This window comes from Pseudoalteromonas sp. bablab_jr011, assembly GCF_016464045.1.
In the GTDB taxonomy this organism is placed as follows: Bacteria; Pseudomonadota; Gammaproteobacteria; order Enterobacterales; family Alteromonadaceae; genus Pseudoalteromonas; species Pseudoalteromonas lipolytica.
In genome coordinates, this window is the sequence record NZ_JACDWU010000164.1 from 26807 (window position 1) to 42617 (window position 15811).

A 15811-nucleotide genomic window follows, 5' to 3' on the forward strand; every position below is an offset into this window, starting at 1 on the left:
ACTATATTAATGTTATAATCTTTTGATTTAAAACACCAATATTTTTAATAATGGTGCCCAGAGGCGGAATCGAACCACCGACACGAGGATTTTCAATCCTCTGCTCTACCGACTGAGCTATCTGGGCGTGCGGCGTATTAAACGGGTTTTGCCTTCGCAAGTCAACTTTTTTTTTGAGCTTTATAACTGTTTGAACAGTTTTCCATCAAGATTGCTATTTTTAATACTTTTACGGTTATTTAAGCATCAAACTGACGCTTTCTGATAGTTTACTCTAATTGTTATTTGGTTTCCTTAGGTAAAAACGTGGTGAATTTTTCTTCGTTGATGGTAGGATTGTTCTACCATCAAGGAACTGCTTAATTTTGCTGTAAAATTATTGGATAAGACCCATGCCGAGTAAATCGACCTCTACTGTAAAAGGCCTATTACCTCTCTTTATAATAACAAACGTAGTTATCACCCTATTAGCGGTGGTTGCTTACTCCTTTTACCCAACCAGTAACGCGCCGAAGCAAACAGAGCCCCCTCGCTTAACTGCAATAGAAGTTTCAGAGTTATTATCTGCACCACTTATCAGCGCACTCACTATGCCTGGACAAGATAAAGTTAAAGAAGTACTCGATTTAAGCCTATTGCTTAATAAAGATTTTGATTACTACTTATATAGATACGAAATTAATGGCGATGCATCGCTTGTCTACGCTAATAACAAAGAGGCGCTTATCGCTTCAAGTAAAGTGGACCAGCAACTTGCTCAAGGCACAATTATTCATACGGTGCTTGAGCTGAATGATCAACCCGTTGGTGAGCTTATAGTAAAACAACATCCACAGCAGCAACCGATCATAGAATCAGCCGCGCTCTCGTATGCCCTCGCGGGTTTAACGCTTTTAGCTTTAGTTATTTTATCATTTGCCTTGAGTGTATTAATTAATAAGCGTTTTATGAAAAACAGCGAATCACTCAGCAACGAATTAATGGTAATAACACAAAATGCCGATTATCAAACGCAGGTGACAGAAGAGCTCGATTTTGGCTTAGATAAAGTCGCTAAAAATATTAATCAATTACTTAATAAAGTGTTGTCGGTTATTACCGAAAACAAAGCCGCTCAGCAAGACTTAGAAAAACTACAAAGCGGTCTTGAAGCAGAGGTACAAAGCAGAACACTGGCCCTTGAACAAGCCACCTTAAAAGCAGAACAAGCAAACGAAACCAAAACGACCTTTTTAGCGACCATGAGTCATGAAATTCGCACTCCCATGAATGGCGTGATTGGTACAATTGATTTACTGCGTCAAACAGAACTTGATGGAGCGCAACATAGACTAAGCACCATTATTAGAGACTCAGCGTTTTCATTATTGGGAATTTTGGATGATATTCTTGATTTTTCTAAAATCGAGGCGGGTAAACTTAATATAGATAATACGCCATTTTCAGTGTCAGACACCATTGAAGAGGTCGCGCGGGTGTTGTCATCTGTCGCGAGAAAGCGCGATCTTGACCTTGAGCTTGCCATTGCCCCCGACATTCCAACCAACCTGATTGGAGATACTGTTCGCGTACGCCAAGTACTGTACAACCTATGTAGTAACGCCATTAAGTTCACCACCACCGATGATAACCGTAAAGGCTGCGTAAAAATATCAGTAGAAGTGGTGCAAAATACCACCGATCACTACACCTTACGCTTTGGTGTTTCTGATAATGGCAAAGGGATGACACGCGCACAACTTGGCGAAATATTTAATCCCTTTATACAAGCCGAAAGCTCAATTACGCGTGAATACGGTGGAACAGGCCTAGGGTTATCCATTTGTAAAAGCTTAACAGAGCTTATGCTGGGCACTATTTCTGTCACCAGTGACTTGGGTATCGGCAGTGAATTTATTGTAGAACTTCCTTTTAGCACGCAAGGTAAAGTCGATTTTGCACATAAACACGTCATTAAAGATCAGCGCGTTGTGGTTGTTACGAATCATGATGGCCGTAAAAAACTATTAACGCGCTATCTCTCGTTTATGGGGGCCACCGCCGTCATTGCCGACAGCAACGAAAAAATAGAAGCAGAACAAGACAGTAAAGATATTATTTGGGTTCTCGATGGGATCGAAAGCATGGAGGACATTAATTATATATTGCGCCGCCTGCTTTACACGCTAGAAGATAACCACCAACAAGTAATCGTTCTCAGTAAATTAGATGAAGCAGCCGTTAATCATAAAAATATTTTCTATTTAAATGCTGCCCCACTGTGTAAGTCTAACTTTATGATGTCGCTACTTGTTGCTGCGGGCTTACATCAGCCAAAGCAAATTACTTCTGCAAAAACATTTAACAACTACTTAAGCGTTGAACAAGCGCGCGAGGAAAATAAGCTTATTCTGTTAGTGGAAGATAATGTTTTAAACCAGCAAGTGTTAACTGACCAACTTCATTTACTCGGTTACGGGGTCGAGTTGGCAGAAAATGGCCAACAAGGTTTAGAGCTGTGGCGAAAAAATCACTATGCGATTATTCTCACCGACTTACACATGCCAAAAATGTCAGGTTACGACATGGTAAAAAGTATTCGCGAAGAAGCTTCTCAGCTAGAAGACATTAATGCACAACCGTATATAGTAGCAATCACAGCAAATGCGCTTAAAGGTGAAAAAGATCGTTGCTTGAGCATTGGTATGAATGATTACATCACTAAGCCTGTTGAATTAAATGTGCTTGAATCCACCTTATTAAAGTGGTCTAACAAAAGAAATCCACAAAGCACATCGGTTGAAGCCAAAAAATCAGCTATGCCTATCGATATGAACATGCTCGCTAAATATATTAATAACGATGAGGCTAAAAAACTGCGCTTCTTTAAAATGTATTTAGAGCAAAGTAATCAATTGACTAAAAATATTAATGCGGGTGTCATTGAACATGACATCGACAGCATTATTTCGTCGTGCCACCAGCTAAAATCAATTTCGAAAACGATTGGTGCGATGAAAGTCGCCGAGCTTGCCGCTGAATTTGAGCACTTTTGCAAAAACGAAGAGCCAACCAGCGATGAGCTAATTGAGCTGCGTGATGGTTTTGAAATTGAGTACTCTAAGGTAGCGCAGTTTCTCAAAGAGCAAATTAAAAAAGCTGAAACCGAGCAATAAAAAAGGGCCTTTTGGCCCTTTTCTATTATTTTTCAGGTGGACGGTAGCCTTCAATTTCTACGTCTTTACCTTCAAATAAAAACCCTACCATTTGCTCTTCTAAAAAAGCACGGTGCTCTGGGTCCATCATATTTAAATGTTTTTCATTGATCAGCATTGTTTGCTTATGCTGCCATTGGCCCCACGCTTCTTTGCTGATGTTGTTGAAAATCTTTTCACCAAGCTCACCTGGGTATAGTTGGAAGCCTAAGCCTTCAGCTTCTTTTTGTAACTTTTGACAAAATACTGTACGTGCCATAATTGCTCTCTACTCTTATTGCGTGATGCTATTGTAATCTATTGTGCTTAATTGTTTAACCAGCTTTTTAGTGGGTGCAGCCAACCCAACTTCAACCGATTCGTCAAGCGGATACCAAACAAGTTGGCGCTCGTTAATAAAATCAGGAATTGCCGGTAAGGTTAGCACATGTGGGTTAATGGTTAATTCAAAATGCGAGAATACATGGGTAAATGCCTCAAGTGCTTGCGTGTTATCAGTTAAACCATGTTGTGCTAAAAAGTGTTCTAACTCGCTGTACTCGGTAAATTCAAAAAAGCCAAATAAACCTCCCCAAATACCGCTACTTGGCCGCTTTTCCATTAATACTTTATTGTCACAGGCTAAAATAAGTTGATGACACGCTTTTTTAGGCACCGCTTTTTTAGGTTTTGAGTGTGGAAACTCTTTCACTTTACCTTGATTAAATGCCTGACATTTACTCTTTAACGGGCATGGCTGACAATCAAACTTACTGCGAGAGCAAAGACTTGCTCCTAAGTCCATCATGGCTTGGTTAAATTCAGTAACCGACTCTTTGGGGGTTAACTGAGACGATAACGACCAAAGCTGGTTTTCAACTTTTTTAACCCCGTACCAGCCCTCAACCATAAAGAACCGCGCAAGAACTCGCTTAACATTACCATCTAAAATAGGGTGATGTTGACCCAGCGATAACGATAAAATAGCGCCTGCAGTCGAGCGGCCAATGCCAGGTAAATCCATGACTTCTTCGAGGGTTGTAGGAAACTTGCCTTGGTATTTATCACGGACTATTTTTGCTGTTTTATGTAAATTACGGGCACGGGCGTAATAACCAAGCCCAGTCCAGTGATGTAATACCTGATCTTCATCAGCATTAGCGAGCGCGATAATATCAGGGAAGCTTTGCATAAACTTCTCAAAGTATGGGATAACAGTGATCACTTGCGTCTGTTGCAACATCACTTCGGAGATCCATACTTTGTAAGGGGTTTTATTTAACTGCCATGGCAGTGTCTTACGACCATGAAGGTGATACCAGTCAACCACTTGGTTAGCAAACCAAGTTGACTCCTTATTGCTTAAATTCAAAATAACATCTTTACTTGCTGAAGCTCATTGCGGCTCAGTCTATTGCAGTTAGTTAGGCCAAGCAAGTGAAAACCCAGCATCGAGGCGTGTTACCCTTACAGGATTAAATAAGAGTTAATATAAGTGTTAATCCGTCCTTAAATAGAGCAAAAGCGCTTCGCATATTTATTCGCGTAATTAACAGCGACACAGCGCTTTTGCCAATTATGCCCCCTCTCCACGTCATAAACTCCGCCATGCCTCAATATCAAATTCACTACAGCAAAATTAATCTCGAAAGATAAACAGGTCCTAACTATTGTACTCAAGGCGCTGGTCAGGGATAATACGCACCCTTTTTCTATAGTCCGTGTTTTTATCAGGCCAAATTATATGAATGACTCAAGTAACCCTAACCTCGAGCAAGCAAAGCAAGAGGGTAAATATATCCGCACTATTCGTAGTTTCGTTAAGCGCGAAGGTCGCCTAACTAAAGGCCAAGCAGCCGCCATCGAAAAGTGTTGGCCAACAATGGGCCTTGAGCATAAAAACGGCATGCTCGACCTGAAAGACGTCTTTGGTAACGATAACGATATCGTATTAGAAATCGGCTTTGGTATGGGTAAATCACTTGTTGAAATGGCTAAAAATGCCCCTGAGTTAAACTTTATTGGTATCGAAGTACATCGCCCAGGTGTGGGTGCATGTTTAATGGATGCCGATGAAGCGGGTATTACCAATCTACGTGTATTTGAGCACGATGCTATTGAAGTGTTGGCTGACTGTATTGCCGATGAAAGCTTATCTAAGCTGCAACTGTTTTTCCCTGATCCATGGCATAAAAAGCGTCACCACAAGCGTCGTATCGTGCAACCTGAATTTGCACAAAAACTACGTAGCAAGTTAAAAATAGGTGGGGTTTTCCATATGGCAACAGACTGGGAAAATTACGCAGAACACATGCTAGAAGTTATGCAAGTTGCAGAAGGTTACAAAAACCAATCTGAAACAAACGATTATGTTCCTCGCCCTGATTCTCGCCCGTTGACTAAATTTGAGCAACGCGGTCACCGTTTAGGTCACGGTGTATGGGATTTAATGTTTGAACGTACGAAGTAACATAAGGTAAAGCCAGAATGAGTAAGTTAACCAACCCCAGTTTATTATTACTTCGCAACGACGAAGAGTTAGTTGGGCAATCCATTTTAGTGGTTAACTTTGAACAAGATGGCTTTTTACGAGAGCTAAAAGCATTAAACCCAAATGCGGCCATAACTGCATTTAGCTATAACCACGCAAATGCACAGTATGCCAGTAAAATTAATGGCATACGCGCGGTGGTTGATCACACTATTCCTGAAGGGAATTACGACTTAGTTATCTATTACTACCCTAAAGCGAAGCCTGAAGCTTTAATGTGTCTTGATAATATTCGCGCTATTTGTAAAGAAGATGCACAGCTTCTTATTGTTGGTGAAAACAAAGGTGGCGTTAAGTCAGCAGAAAAACAGCTTAAGGATTTGTGTGGTTTTAGTAACAAAATCGATAGCGCCAAACACTGTATTCTATACCTTTTTTCTGAGCTGACATTAAACGATAGTTTTGATATAAGCCGTTACCACAAGCCATTTCAAGTTAAAGCGGGCGATCTTGAATTTACCGCTATCAGTGTACCGGGGGTATTTAACCATGGCGCACTCGATGTAGGGACCGCTGTGCTATTAAATAACGCTCCTAATATCAGTAAAGGTAAAGTACTCGATTTTGCCTGTGGGGCTGGTGTAATTGCCGCCTATCTAGGAATTAAACACCCTGACCTTGTGTTTACTTGCAGTGATGTCAGCGCACTTGCAACCTATGCCACCACACAGACTCTTGCGTTAAACAATTTACAAGGTGACGCAATATTAAGTGATGGTCTTGAAAGTATTGATGGTAAATTTGATTTAATAATCAGTAATCCACCTTTTCATACCGGCATTGCGACCGACTACACAATTGCTGAAGCGTTTTTAGCTAATGCAAAACAACACCTTACTAAACAGGGTAAGCTTACAATCGTCGCGAACAGCTTTTTGAAATACCCTCCTATTCTTGAAGCACAATTTGGTCAATACACAACTGACTTCAAAAATACTAAGTTTTCAGTTTACTCAGCGGTTTAGTTTTCGTTAATTAATATTGGTTGTTGAAATATTTTTCTTATTATTTAGTTACTTTTTGTTGTCTTTGCTAGACTAAGAAGTTACTAATAATACTAAAAAGATTGGCTTTAGACAGCGCATGTCAATATTCTCTGCACAAACAAGTATTCGCAAAGCTTTAACTAACGCAGTAATGTTAGTTACCGCACTCTGTTTGTCGCTATCTATTTCTATTTCGACCTACCTTGATGTAAAAGAGCAAAAATCACTCATCATCGATAAGATTACTATTTTATCTAAAATTGTCGCATACAACGCACAAGTTACCGTGCTATTCGACGATAACGAAACAGAAACTGAGCGCTTAAAATCATTTGAGTCAGTACCTTTAATAAAAAACATTCATATTTACTCTATTGACGAGCTTTCTAATGAACCGGTTTTTTTCAGTAGCTTTAACGCCAGCAAAACGCCGCCCGTTCCGATTAAAGTAGGTAGTATTAATGACTTATTAGTACCTAATGTTAAAGATAAAGTTATTGAGCTTGTTACCCCTATCGTTTACGAGGGGAACACCATTGGCTATGTGTATATTCGCGGTGGTCTAGACCGATTAAATGAATACATTAATCATAAAATTATGATTGATATCCTACTGACGCTGTTCGTACTGGTATTAGTGTTTTTTGTTGCGCGAAGTATTCAAAAGCGTATTGCAAACCCCATTGATGAGCTGAGTGTGTTGCTGCAAGACGTTTCTAAAAATCATAATTATGAAACGCGCGCGCAAAAAACCAATATTGATGAAATAAATCAACTCGCGGGCAGCTTAAACATCATGCTTGCGCGCACTCAAAAACAAATTGAGCGCCATGAAAAAGATAAACAAGAGATAAAACAACTCAACCAAAGCCTTGAAGAAAAAGTAAATCAGCGAACCATTGCCCTTCGTGAAGCAAACCAAGAGCTACTCAACACCCTTGAGCGAATGCATCAATATCAAAACCAAATCGTTGAAAACGAAAAAATGGCTTCGTTGGGCCAAATGGTTGCAGGGGTCGCACACGAAGTTAACACCCCAATTGGTCTGGGGATAACCGGGTCGACGCTGTTGCGTGACAAGCTGGCTGAAATCAATACGCTGTTTGAACAAAAAACCTTAACATCGGCACATTTAAAACGCTTTATAGATGATGGCATTGAAAACCTCGACTTAATTTATCGTAACCTCAACCGCGCTGCCGAACTGGTGTCGAGCTTCAAAAAGGTGGCTGTAAACCAAGATGGCGAAATGACTTCTCTGGTTAACTTACATAACCTATTAAGTGATGTTGTGCTCTCAATGCGTTCAGAAATTGAATACCGCAGCCCTAAAGTAAACATTAATTGCAGTCACGACATTAGCATCGAAACAAAGTCAGGGCCGCTGCAACAGATCTTACAACAACTGTTAAGTAACTCCGTGATACACGCTTTTACTGACAATCAAAATAACGAAATAACCTTTGACGTTGAGCGTAATGAGAGCAGCTTAGTCATTCATTATTTCGACAATGGCGTTGGGGTAGACAAATCGATTAAAAAACGAATTTTTGATCCCTTTGTTACCACCAAACGTGGCGAAGGTGGAAGTGGTCTAGGCATGCACCTCGTTTATAATTTAGTTACCCAAGCATTAGGGGGCAGCATTATTTACGATGAGCTAAGTAATGAAGGCGCTCACTTTATTATTACTCTGCCATTGAACGAAGGTGCAGTTTAATGAGAGCGCTCTTTTATCTATTTGTATTAGTGCTTATAACATACCCCGCGCAGGCTAAGTCGCCTGACCAAGTAAAGTCGGCATTTTTATTTCAAATTGCGAAGTTTGTTGAGTTCACACATGATGACACTGCACGCCCTGTGTCATTTTGTTTTTACAGTTTAAATAGTGGTCCTGGTGCATTTATGAAGGACCGAGATGAACTGCAAATTAACAACAAACCAATTAATGTGATATTAGTTAAAAAAACTCAGCAAATTTCTGAACTTTCTCAACTTTGTGATATCACATACATTGATGAAACATTAGAAAATGATATACTTCCACTTTGGACCGATACAATTTCATTGGATACTTTAACAATAGGTGAAAGTATCAGTTTTTTAGAAAACGGCGGCATAGCCTCTCTGGTTCAAGAAGGGAATAAAATCCGACTGTATATCAATAAGCAGCACGTATTGCAGCAGAACTTTAAAGTGCAATCTCGATTGTTAGCTATGGCTAAGTTTTATCCAAATTGATTTTACTTGTTAACAATTGGATCTACTCCTATAATCTCTAGTATTCGGTTTTGCTTGATAATACCGAATTTTTGTAAATAAAATTTCCGAAAAGGTTAATATACAATGCAAACGCCAGTCATTCTGATCGTAGAGGATGAAGACGTAACTCGACTAAACCTCGTTAGTTTATTTGAAGCTGAAGGTTACAAAGTTATTGAAGCCATTGATGGCGATGATATGCATGACAAGCTTACAAATAATGATGATGTGAACCTTGTAGTTATGGACATCAACCTACCAGGTAAAAACGGGTTAATCTTAGCTCGTGAATTACGTCAAAAACGCAATGTTGGCCTGATTTTCTTAACAGGTCGTGACAACGACGTTGACCGTATTCTAGGTCTTGAAATTGGTGCAGATGATTACATCACTAAGCCGTTCAACCCTCGCGAACTAACGATTCGTGCGCGCAACCTAATCTCTCGTACAGCGTTAGGTGGCGAAGAAGCTAATATCGAAACAAATGGTGTTATTACATTTAACGGTTGGGAACTTGATGAAAACAGCCGTTGTTTAACATCACCAAGTGGCGATGCTAAACGTCTACCTAAAGGTGAATACCGTGCGTTACGCTTAATGCTTGACTCTCCTGGCCGTATCTTTAGCCGTGAGCAACTTATTAAGCATATGACTGGCCGCGAGCTACGTGCTAACGACCGTACAGTTGATGTAACAATTCGTCGTATTAGAAAACACTTTGAAAGCGATAACAGCACATCTGAGCTTATCAGCACCATCCATGGTGAAGGCTACCGCTTCATTGGTAAAATTGACAACTAATTAGAACTAATCTTCTAACTGTTGTAAAAATAATTGGAGGGCTTCATGCCCTTCATTTATTTTATCTGCTAAAACACTTAACCACTCTTGCAGTTCTTCTGCACTCTCATCAAGCGCACCGTGTTCCATCTTTTTAGCATGTAATTGCACATCGTTTAAACCAACAGAACCTGCAGCACCTTTTAGCTTATGGGCTACCGATTTATATTCTTCTCTGTCGTCTATAGCCAGAGCATCGGCTAATTCTGTTTGATACTGCGGGTTAAGCTTAGCAAATAACGCAGCGCTGCGTTTAAACACCTCTAACCCCATAGAGCCAACAAAATCTTCAATGGTTTCAATGTCGAGTAATTCTACGTTGATACCGGAAAGATCTTTCGGCTTAGCGGCTTTAACAGATGCAGAGTCAGGTACTTTTTGCTGTTTAATATCAAATAGCTCACCCAGCATTTTATCAAGCTTCGTGGTGTTAATTGGTTTTGCTAATGCACCTTGAATACTTATACCAGCGAGCTCCTCTTCGGCGCTTCTTACGTTGGCGGTAAGGGCAACTATCGGTAAGTTATCAAAATGCTCATCATCACGAATTTGCCTTGCTACTTCATCACCATTAATGTCGGGTAATTGCATATCTAATAGCACTAAGTCTAAATCATCCTCGGTGTAAACAAACGACAGCGCATCTTCACCGGTTTCAGCCCAAATAACTTCGTGACCACGCTGCTCTAACAGGTTAGTTGCTATTTCAGCATTTAATGGCACATCTTCAACTAACAAAATGTTTAAGCTGCGAACTGCATAGCTTTGCTCGGTTGGCGCAATACAAAGTTTAAGGGGGATTTCTACCACGAATACACTGCCCTCGCCCTCTGTGCTGCTAACATGTATTTCACCTTTCATAGCACTAACCAACGCTTTGGTTACGGCTAAACCAATTCCCGAGCCAATTGCGTTGGTGCCATTTATATCTGGCGCTTTATAATACATGTCAAAAATACGGTGTAGCTGCTCTTGAGGGATCCCTTGTCCTGTATCACTCACTCGCATTACTAACCAAGGCCCATCAGGGCGATTTTCACGGCGGCATTCGAGTTCTACATGACCTTGCTGGGTAAATTTCACCGCATTATTAATAAGGTTCCAAACAACTTGGCGAAGGCGGGTTGGATCTAAAGACGCATACACATCAAGCGTGCCTTTACGCTTGATATTAAAGTCGAGGCCTTTTTGTTCAGCAATTAAACCCGCAAAGTTCACAACATCATTGATAAAGTCTGCAACATTCACTGAATCGGCTACAATATCAAGTTGCTCACGGTCAATTTTATCTAAGTCTATAATATCATTGAAGATATTACCCAGCGTTTCAGCACTTGAGAACACCGTGTTACACCAGCTTCGTTGCTGCTTATCGAGCTCAGTATCGAGTAGCATGCGGGTTAAACCAACAATGCCATTAAGTGGGGTTCTTAATTCATGGCTCAGAGTAGCAATGAATTTCCCTTTATCTTTGTAGGCTGCCTCTAGCGCTTGAGCAGCTTCTTTACGGCTGGTGATATCACGACCGAACGCAAGTAAGCCTATGTATTCACCTTTTTCATTAATAAACGGCAATTTACGCATTTCAAACCAACGTTTCTCCCCTCCTACAGGGTATTCAACGTCTAAAGTGAGTGCTTGATGAGTCTGCGACACTTTTTTGTCGGTGCGTAATACTTCAGGTAGATAATCGCTTGGGTAAATTTCTTCGACACTTTTGCCAATCAGGTCTTCGCTACTTTTACCAATCACCTCTTCAAACATTTTATTACACCCAGCGAACACACCATTGTTATCACGGTAGTAGAATAAATCGGGTGAGGAGTCGACAATAGAGCGAAGTAACATGCCCTGTTGTGCTAACTCTTGTTGTGTTTTCTTACGCTCGGCAATTTCTCGTCTTAACTCTTCAATTGCTCGGTGTTTGGCATGAAACGCCATTTTACGTTCGTCAATTTCTTCATTAAGGCGACTAATATTGTCTTTTAACGTTTGGTTTAAGAGCTTTTCTTGTTTGGTTGCACTGTCTAAGTAACTGTATGACGCTTCTAACTGACGAATAGAATTTAACAGTACAGAAATTAAAATTGGCGATACGACAGCCGTAAAAAACATTACAGCCAATACATCAACTAAGGTTACGGTTCCAACTGCCACGTAGTAAAACATACACGACAATATTAAAGACATAACCAATAACAGGGCATAGCAAGCTGCGGCGGTTTTGAATTCACCGTATTTTGATATAAAGCTTGAGAGTGTGCGAGCCCACGGACTCAAAGAAGAATCAATCATAGATAAAGCTTAGGCACATAATCTAAAAAAAACAGCATAGCTAATTTTATCACTATTCCTTATGAAATATTCATATTGTGCGATAAACACAGAATTTTTTCATCAACGCCGCGTTTTTTATATTTTTTCATGTAAAATACCGCGCTTTAATAATTGCAAAGAATGAGTATTACCATGCAGACCACGATGCCAGATATTGCTGATACGGCTCCCGCCTTACGAACAGGAAAATTAGACTGGGTTGGCATGGGCGAAATTGAACTTCCTTTCATTTTTGAATCTCGCAATATTGCCCCTGTAAATGTAGTTGCTAAAGCACGCGCATTTGTAAATTTACATAAAGAAGATGCGAAAGGCATTCACATGTCGCGCTTATTTTTAGCACTCGATACCTTATCAACTGAGCAGCAAGTGAACCCACAAACACTTGCTCAGGCACTTGATACCTTTATTAGTAGCCATGATGATTTAAGTGACCAAGCACAAATTGAATTTAAGTTTGAGCTTCCGTTGCGTCGTGAGTCTTTGTTGAGTGGCAAAGTGGGTTGGAAAAACTACCCAATCCACCTAATAGCCAAAATTAATCAAGGTGTATTAAGCTTTGAGCTAATGGTTGATGTCACTTACTCATCGACTTGCCCATGCTCAGCTGCGCTCGCAAGGCAATTAATTCAACATGCATTTGATGAAAAATTTGCAGAGCAACAACTTGATAAACAAACAGTTTTAAACTGGCTTGGCACAACAGAAGGGATTGTCGCCACACCGCACTCTCAGCGATCAATTGCAAATGTGAAAGTGAAGCTTGATAACGCTCTCACCAGCTTTGATGTGGTTGGCTTAATAGATGCATTAGAAGGTGAATTAAAAACCCCTGTGCAAGCGGCAGTTAAACGTGAAGACGAGCAAGAATTTGCACGTTTAAATGGCCAAAACCTGATGTTCTGTGAAGACGCGGCTCGTAAAATCAAAGGGCTGTTAGAAGAGCAAGATTATGCCGATTACTGGTTGCAAATCAACCACTACGAATCACTCCATGCGCATGATGCTGTTGCAATTGCCGTAAAAGGAGTTGCTGGCGGTTATACTGCTTAAATAATTTGGTAACTCCCGACACTTAGGCACACATATTGCTTTTATATTTCAGTGTCAATTTGTTGTTGTGGAGTTACCTTATGGAATTCGCTTTATTATCAATTTTAGTTTTAGTCGTAGTGGCTTCTGTTGTTGCGTCAAAGTTCAGCGATGATGGCGGAAACCCGTACCCTTTCACTCGTAAACAAAGTGTTTTTACTCAAGTTGAAAGTGCTTTTTTAAACCTTCTTGAACGTGCCGTTGGCGATCAATACAAAATTGTAAGCCGCGTAAAACTAATCGATTTAATTGACTGCAAGCAAGGCTTATCTGTTAAAGCAAAGCGAGCAGCCATGACGAAGGCAAAAGGTAAGCAATTAGATTATGTGCTTATCGATAAAGAAAAGCTAACAATCGTTGCAGCTGTTGATTTAGTAAATAATACCAACAAAGACGGTCATAAAGCACAGCGAGATTGGTTTGTTAGTGGCGCATTAGAAGCGGCTGGCATTCCTCATATTCGTATGAAGGTGAAATCGGGTTATCAACCAAGGGAAGTCCGTGATGCGATTATGTTTAAGCTAGGGAAACCTGCAGCAGCGCCGATAAGACCAACACGCAACCGTGTTACAAAGCCTGCAGTATTGTCGCCATCTCAAGCAAAAGCTCATACGAGCTCTACCGCACTTGCTGAAATATAAGTTGTCATAATAGTGGCAAAAGCAGACTTTCGGGTCTGCTTTTTTGTTTGTTTTATACATTTTTAGGTATAATCATCCTATTCAATCTAAGGAATCAAATATTATGCACGTTGGTATTATTGGCGCGATGGAGCCAGAAGTAAAAATTTTACGCGAAGCAATGGCAAACCCAAGCACGATGACAAAAGCAGGGTTTACATTCTACACAGGCGAATTAGCAGGTAATAAAGTAACACTTGTTCAGTCTGGTATCGGTAAAGTGGCGTCTGCGGTAGCGACCACGTTACTCATTGATAACTTTACACCTGATTGTGTGATCAACACCGGTTCTGCGGGTGGCTTTGAACCGTCATTAAATGTGGGTGATGTGGTTATTTCATCTGAAGTGCGTCACCACGATGTTGATGTTACTGCGTTTGGTTACGAAATCGGTCAAGTACCACAAATGCCTGCTGGTTTTGCAGCTCACCCAAAACTGATTGAAGCTGCAGAACAAAGCGTTAGCCAAATCAGTGATGTTAAGACCATGATTGGCCTAATTTGTACTGGCGACTCGTTTATGTGTGACCCGGTACGTATAGAAAAAACACGTGCTGAATTTCCAACAATGCTTGCCGTAGAAATGGAAGGCGCTGCAATTGCTCAAGCTTGCCACGTACTTGAAACGCCGTTTGTGGTTATTCGTTCTATGTCAGATATAGCGGGTAAAGAATCACCGCAGTCATTTGAAGAGTACATTGAAACAGCATCAATTAATTCATCAAAAATGGTTGTGGCCCTATTAGAAAAACTGACCTCGGTGAGTTTATAAGGTGATTACACATTTTGTTCAAACCCATTTGGACATTATTGTATTTTTTATAGCGCTCCTTGCTGAGCGCTTTTTCCCCTTAGTTAGCTGGTATCACCCCAACACTTTTTTAAGCATTATATTCGCAGCCTTGGGAGAGCGTTTATATAACCGTTCAAACCCCACGAGTTATCAATATCTTGCCTCTACCCTTGCCTTTACTTTGACCGTTTTAGTGATTGTCGTTCTTGTTGTATTGTTCTTAGAGTTTGCTTTCTACCCCGAGTTACTGAATGGCTTAATCTTATATTTACTGCTAAGTAGCCGCTTACAAGAAAAGAAGTCGCTGCGTATTGCTAGACTCATAAAACAAAATCAAAAAGCTATCGCAAAAGAGCTACTATCGAGTTTGGTTGCACGTGATGTGTCACGACTTTCATCGCCAGGTATCTGTAAAGCCACCATGGAGTCATTGGTGCTGCAAAGTGCGAGGCATTATTTTGCCGTTATATTCTTTTATTTAATCGGCGGGCCTATTAGCGCAATCGTTTATCGTTTATTAACGCTTATTCACCAATCATGGCGTAAAAAGCAACAGCCAAATAGTCCATTTTTAAAACCTATCGCAAAGCTGTTATTTGTCCTTGAGTGGCTACCCACTCGATTAGTTGCCATCACGATTGCGGCAACCAATGCCAGTAAACACAGTATTCATTATATTAAATACTACGGTAGACATTTTTATCAAACGAATACAGGCTGGTTATTAAGTGTGACCTCAGCAGCCTTACACGTACAACTTGGCGGCCCCGCACTTTATCAAGGCGAACGTTACAATAAAATGCGTGTAGGCACCGAACGATTACCCACTGCCGATGATATTCCTGTGCTTGTAAACCGTTTAAATCAAGCAAAAGCATTCTGGCTGCTATCAATCGTTGCAATCGAAATAGCCACACTATTGCTCGTTAACTAATTGCGACAAAAAAACCAGCCGAAGCTTAATGCCAGTCAGTTAAGCAGTTTTTTGAATAAATATGTGAATATTATTCAGTTAAAGCTGCTTAAAGCAGGTGGGGACAAAATTAGCTAAAGACCATATAGCAAAAGGGCTTCAGTAAGATTTTTATAAATCATCG

Annotated in this window: 13 protein-coding genes and 1 tRNA gene; 10 read left to right on the top strand and 4 right to left on the bottom strand. The window is 40.4% G+C overall.

All coding sequences use genetic code 11. The features are described 5' to 3' along the window. Window positions 1-51 precede the first annotated feature (51 nt). Window positions 52-127 (bottom strand) — tRNA-Phe (locus tag JIG41_RS07860). 265 nt (window positions 128-392) lie between these two features. Between JIG41_RS07860 and JIG41_RS07865 the strand changes: the two genes are divergently transcribed. Further along, the gene (locus JIG41_RS07865) at window positions 393-3155 is read left to right on the top strand and encodes an ATP-binding protein (RefSeq protein WP_199524541.1); all 2763 of its coding nucleotides are present in this window, start codon (window positions 393-395) and stop codon (window positions 3153-3155) included. 25 nt (window positions 3156-3180) lie between these two features. On the opposite strand, the gene JIG41_RS07870 is transcribed toward JIG41_RS07865, so the two are convergent. Then, window positions 3181-3453 carry an oxidative damage protection protein gene (locus JIG41_RS07870; protein WP_036970432.1) on the bottom strand — a complete coding sequence of 91 codons (273 nt, stop codon included), beginning with the start codon at window positions 3451-3453 and terminating at the stop codon, window positions 3181-3183. Between the two features lie 15 nt (window positions 3454-3468). Continuing rightward, the gene (gene mutY, locus JIG41_RS07875; RefSeq protein WP_206770731.1) at window positions 3469-4545 is read right to left on the bottom strand and encodes an A/G-specific adenine glycosylase; all 1077 of its coding nucleotides are present in this window, start codon (window positions 4543-4545) and stop codon (window positions 3469-3471) included. Between the two features lie 372 nt (window positions 4546-4917). Here mutY and trmB point away from each other — a divergent pair, with 372 nt between their 5' ends. From trmB to arcA, 5 genes are all read left to right on the top strand, one after another. Then, window positions 4918-5643 (top strand): tRNA (guanosine(46)-N7)-methyltransferase TrmB, encoded by a 726-nt coding sequence (gene trmB / locus JIG41_RS07880; RefSeq protein ID WP_074989461.1) that lies wholly within the window; start codon window positions 4918-4920, stop codon window positions 5641-5643. A gap of 17 nt (window positions 5644-5660) precedes the next feature. Then, window positions 5661-6689 (top strand): methyltransferase, encoded by a 1029-nt coding sequence (locus JIG41_RS07885; RefSeq protein ID WP_199524542.1) that lies wholly within the window; start codon window positions 5661-5663, stop codon window positions 6687-6689. 118 nt (window positions 6690-6807) lie between these two features. Continuing rightward, the gene (locus tag JIG41_RS07890) at window positions 6808-8430 is read left to right on the top strand and encodes an ATP-binding protein (protein ID WP_036970444.1); all 1623 of its coding nucleotides are present in this window, start codon (window positions 6808-6810) and stop codon (window positions 8428-8430) included. Next, entirely contained in the window at window positions 8430-8951 is a 522-nt protein-coding gene (locus JIG41_RS07895; RefSeq protein ID WP_036970447.1) for a YfiR family protein, read from the top strand. Before JIG41_RS07890 ends, JIG41_RS07895 begins: the two co-directional genes overlap by 1 nt. A 105-nt stretch (window positions 8952-9056) precedes the next feature. Continuing rightward, window positions 9057-9773 (top strand): two-component system response regulator ArcA, encoded by a 717-nt coding sequence (gene arcA, locus JIG41_RS07900; protein WP_036970449.1) that lies wholly within the window; start codon window positions 9057-9059, stop codon window positions 9771-9773. 6 nt (window positions 9774-9779) lie between these two features. Here the strand turns inward: arcA and arcB are convergent, their stop codons facing one another. Continuing rightward, window positions 9780-12107 carry an aerobic respiration two-component sensor histidine kinase ArcB gene (gene arcB, locus JIG41_RS07905; RefSeq protein ID WP_199524543.1) on the bottom strand — a complete coding sequence of 776 codons (2328 nt, stop codon included), beginning with the start codon at window positions 12105-12107 and terminating at the stop codon, window positions 9780-9782. 174 nt (window positions 12108-12281) lie between these two features. On the opposite strand from arcB, the gene folE2 reads away from it, so the two are divergent. From folE2 to JIG41_RS07925, 4 genes are all read left to right on the top strand, one after another. Next, window positions 12282-13202 carry a GTP cyclohydrolase FolE2 gene (gene folE2 / locus JIG41_RS07910; RefSeq protein WP_182396174.1) on the top strand — a complete coding sequence of 307 codons (921 nt, stop codon included), beginning with the start codon at window positions 12282-12284 and terminating at the stop codon, window positions 13200-13202. Between the two features lie 80 nt (window positions 13203-13282). Further along, a complete protein-coding gene (locus tag JIG41_RS07915) occupies window positions 13283-13882 on the top strand; it encodes a DUF2726 domain-containing protein (protein ID WP_036970456.1) in 600 nt (199 codons plus the stop codon). Between the two features lie 103 nt (window positions 13883-13985). Next, window positions 13986-14693, top strand: a complete 708-nt coding sequence (mtnN, locus tag JIG41_RS07920; protein ID WP_065978410.1) for a 5'-methylthioadenosine/S-adenosylhomocysteine nucleosidase — start codon at window positions 13986-13988, stop codon at window positions 14691-14693. 1 nt (window position 14694) lies between these two features. Next, window positions 14695-15648 carry a regulatory signaling modulator protein AmpE gene (locus JIG41_RS07925; RefSeq protein WP_065978411.1) on the top strand — a complete coding sequence of 318 codons (954 nt, stop codon included), beginning with the start codon at window positions 14695-14697 and terminating at the stop codon, window positions 15646-15648. Window positions 15649-15811: the final 163 nt, after the last annotated feature.

Excerpts from the sequence above, each read along its gene's own strand:
- arcA (WP_036970449.1), top strand. The coding sequence starts at position 9,057 with ATGCAAACGCCAGTCATTCTGATCGTAGAGGATGAAGACGTAACTCGA.
- JIG41_RS07885 (WP_199524542.1), top strand. The coding sequence starts at position 5,661 with ATGAGTAAGTTAACCAACCCCAGTTTATTATTACTTCGCAACGACGAA.
- JIG41_RS07890 (WP_036970444.1), top strand. The coding sequence starts at position 6,808 with ATGTCAATATTCTCTGCACAAACAAGTATTCGCAAAGCTTTAACTAAC.
- arcB (WP_199524543.1), bottom strand. The coding sequence starts at position 12,107 with ATGATTGATTCTTCTTTGAGTCCGTGGGCTCGCACACTCTCAAGCTTT.
- mtnN (WP_065978410.1), top strand. The coding sequence starts at position 13,986 with ATGCACGTTGGTATTATTGGCGCGATGGAGCCAGAAGTAAAAATTTTA.
- folE2 (WP_182396174.1), top strand. The coding sequence starts at position 12,282 with ATGCAGACCACGATGCCAGATATTGCTGATACGGCTCCCGCCTTACGA.
- JIG41_RS07870 (WP_036970432.1), bottom strand. The coding sequence starts at position 3,453 with ATGGCACGTACAGTATTTTGTCAAAAGTTACAAAAAGAAGCTGAAGGC.
- JIG41_RS07865 (WP_199524541.1), top strand. The coding sequence starts at position 393 with ATGCCGAGTAAATCGACCTCTACTGTAAAAGGCCTATTACCTCTCTTT.
- trmB (WP_074989461.1), top strand. The coding sequence starts at position 4,918 with ATGAATGACTCAAGTAACCCTAACCTCGAGCAAGCAAAGCAAGAGGGT.
- JIG41_RS07915 (WP_036970456.1), top strand. The coding sequence starts at position 13,283 with ATGGAATTCGCTTTATTATCAATTTTAGTTTTAGTCGTAGTGGCTTCT.
- JIG41_RS07895 (WP_036970447.1), top strand. The coding sequence starts at position 8,430 with ATGAGAGCGCTCTTTTATCTATTTGTATTAGTGCTTATAACATACCCC.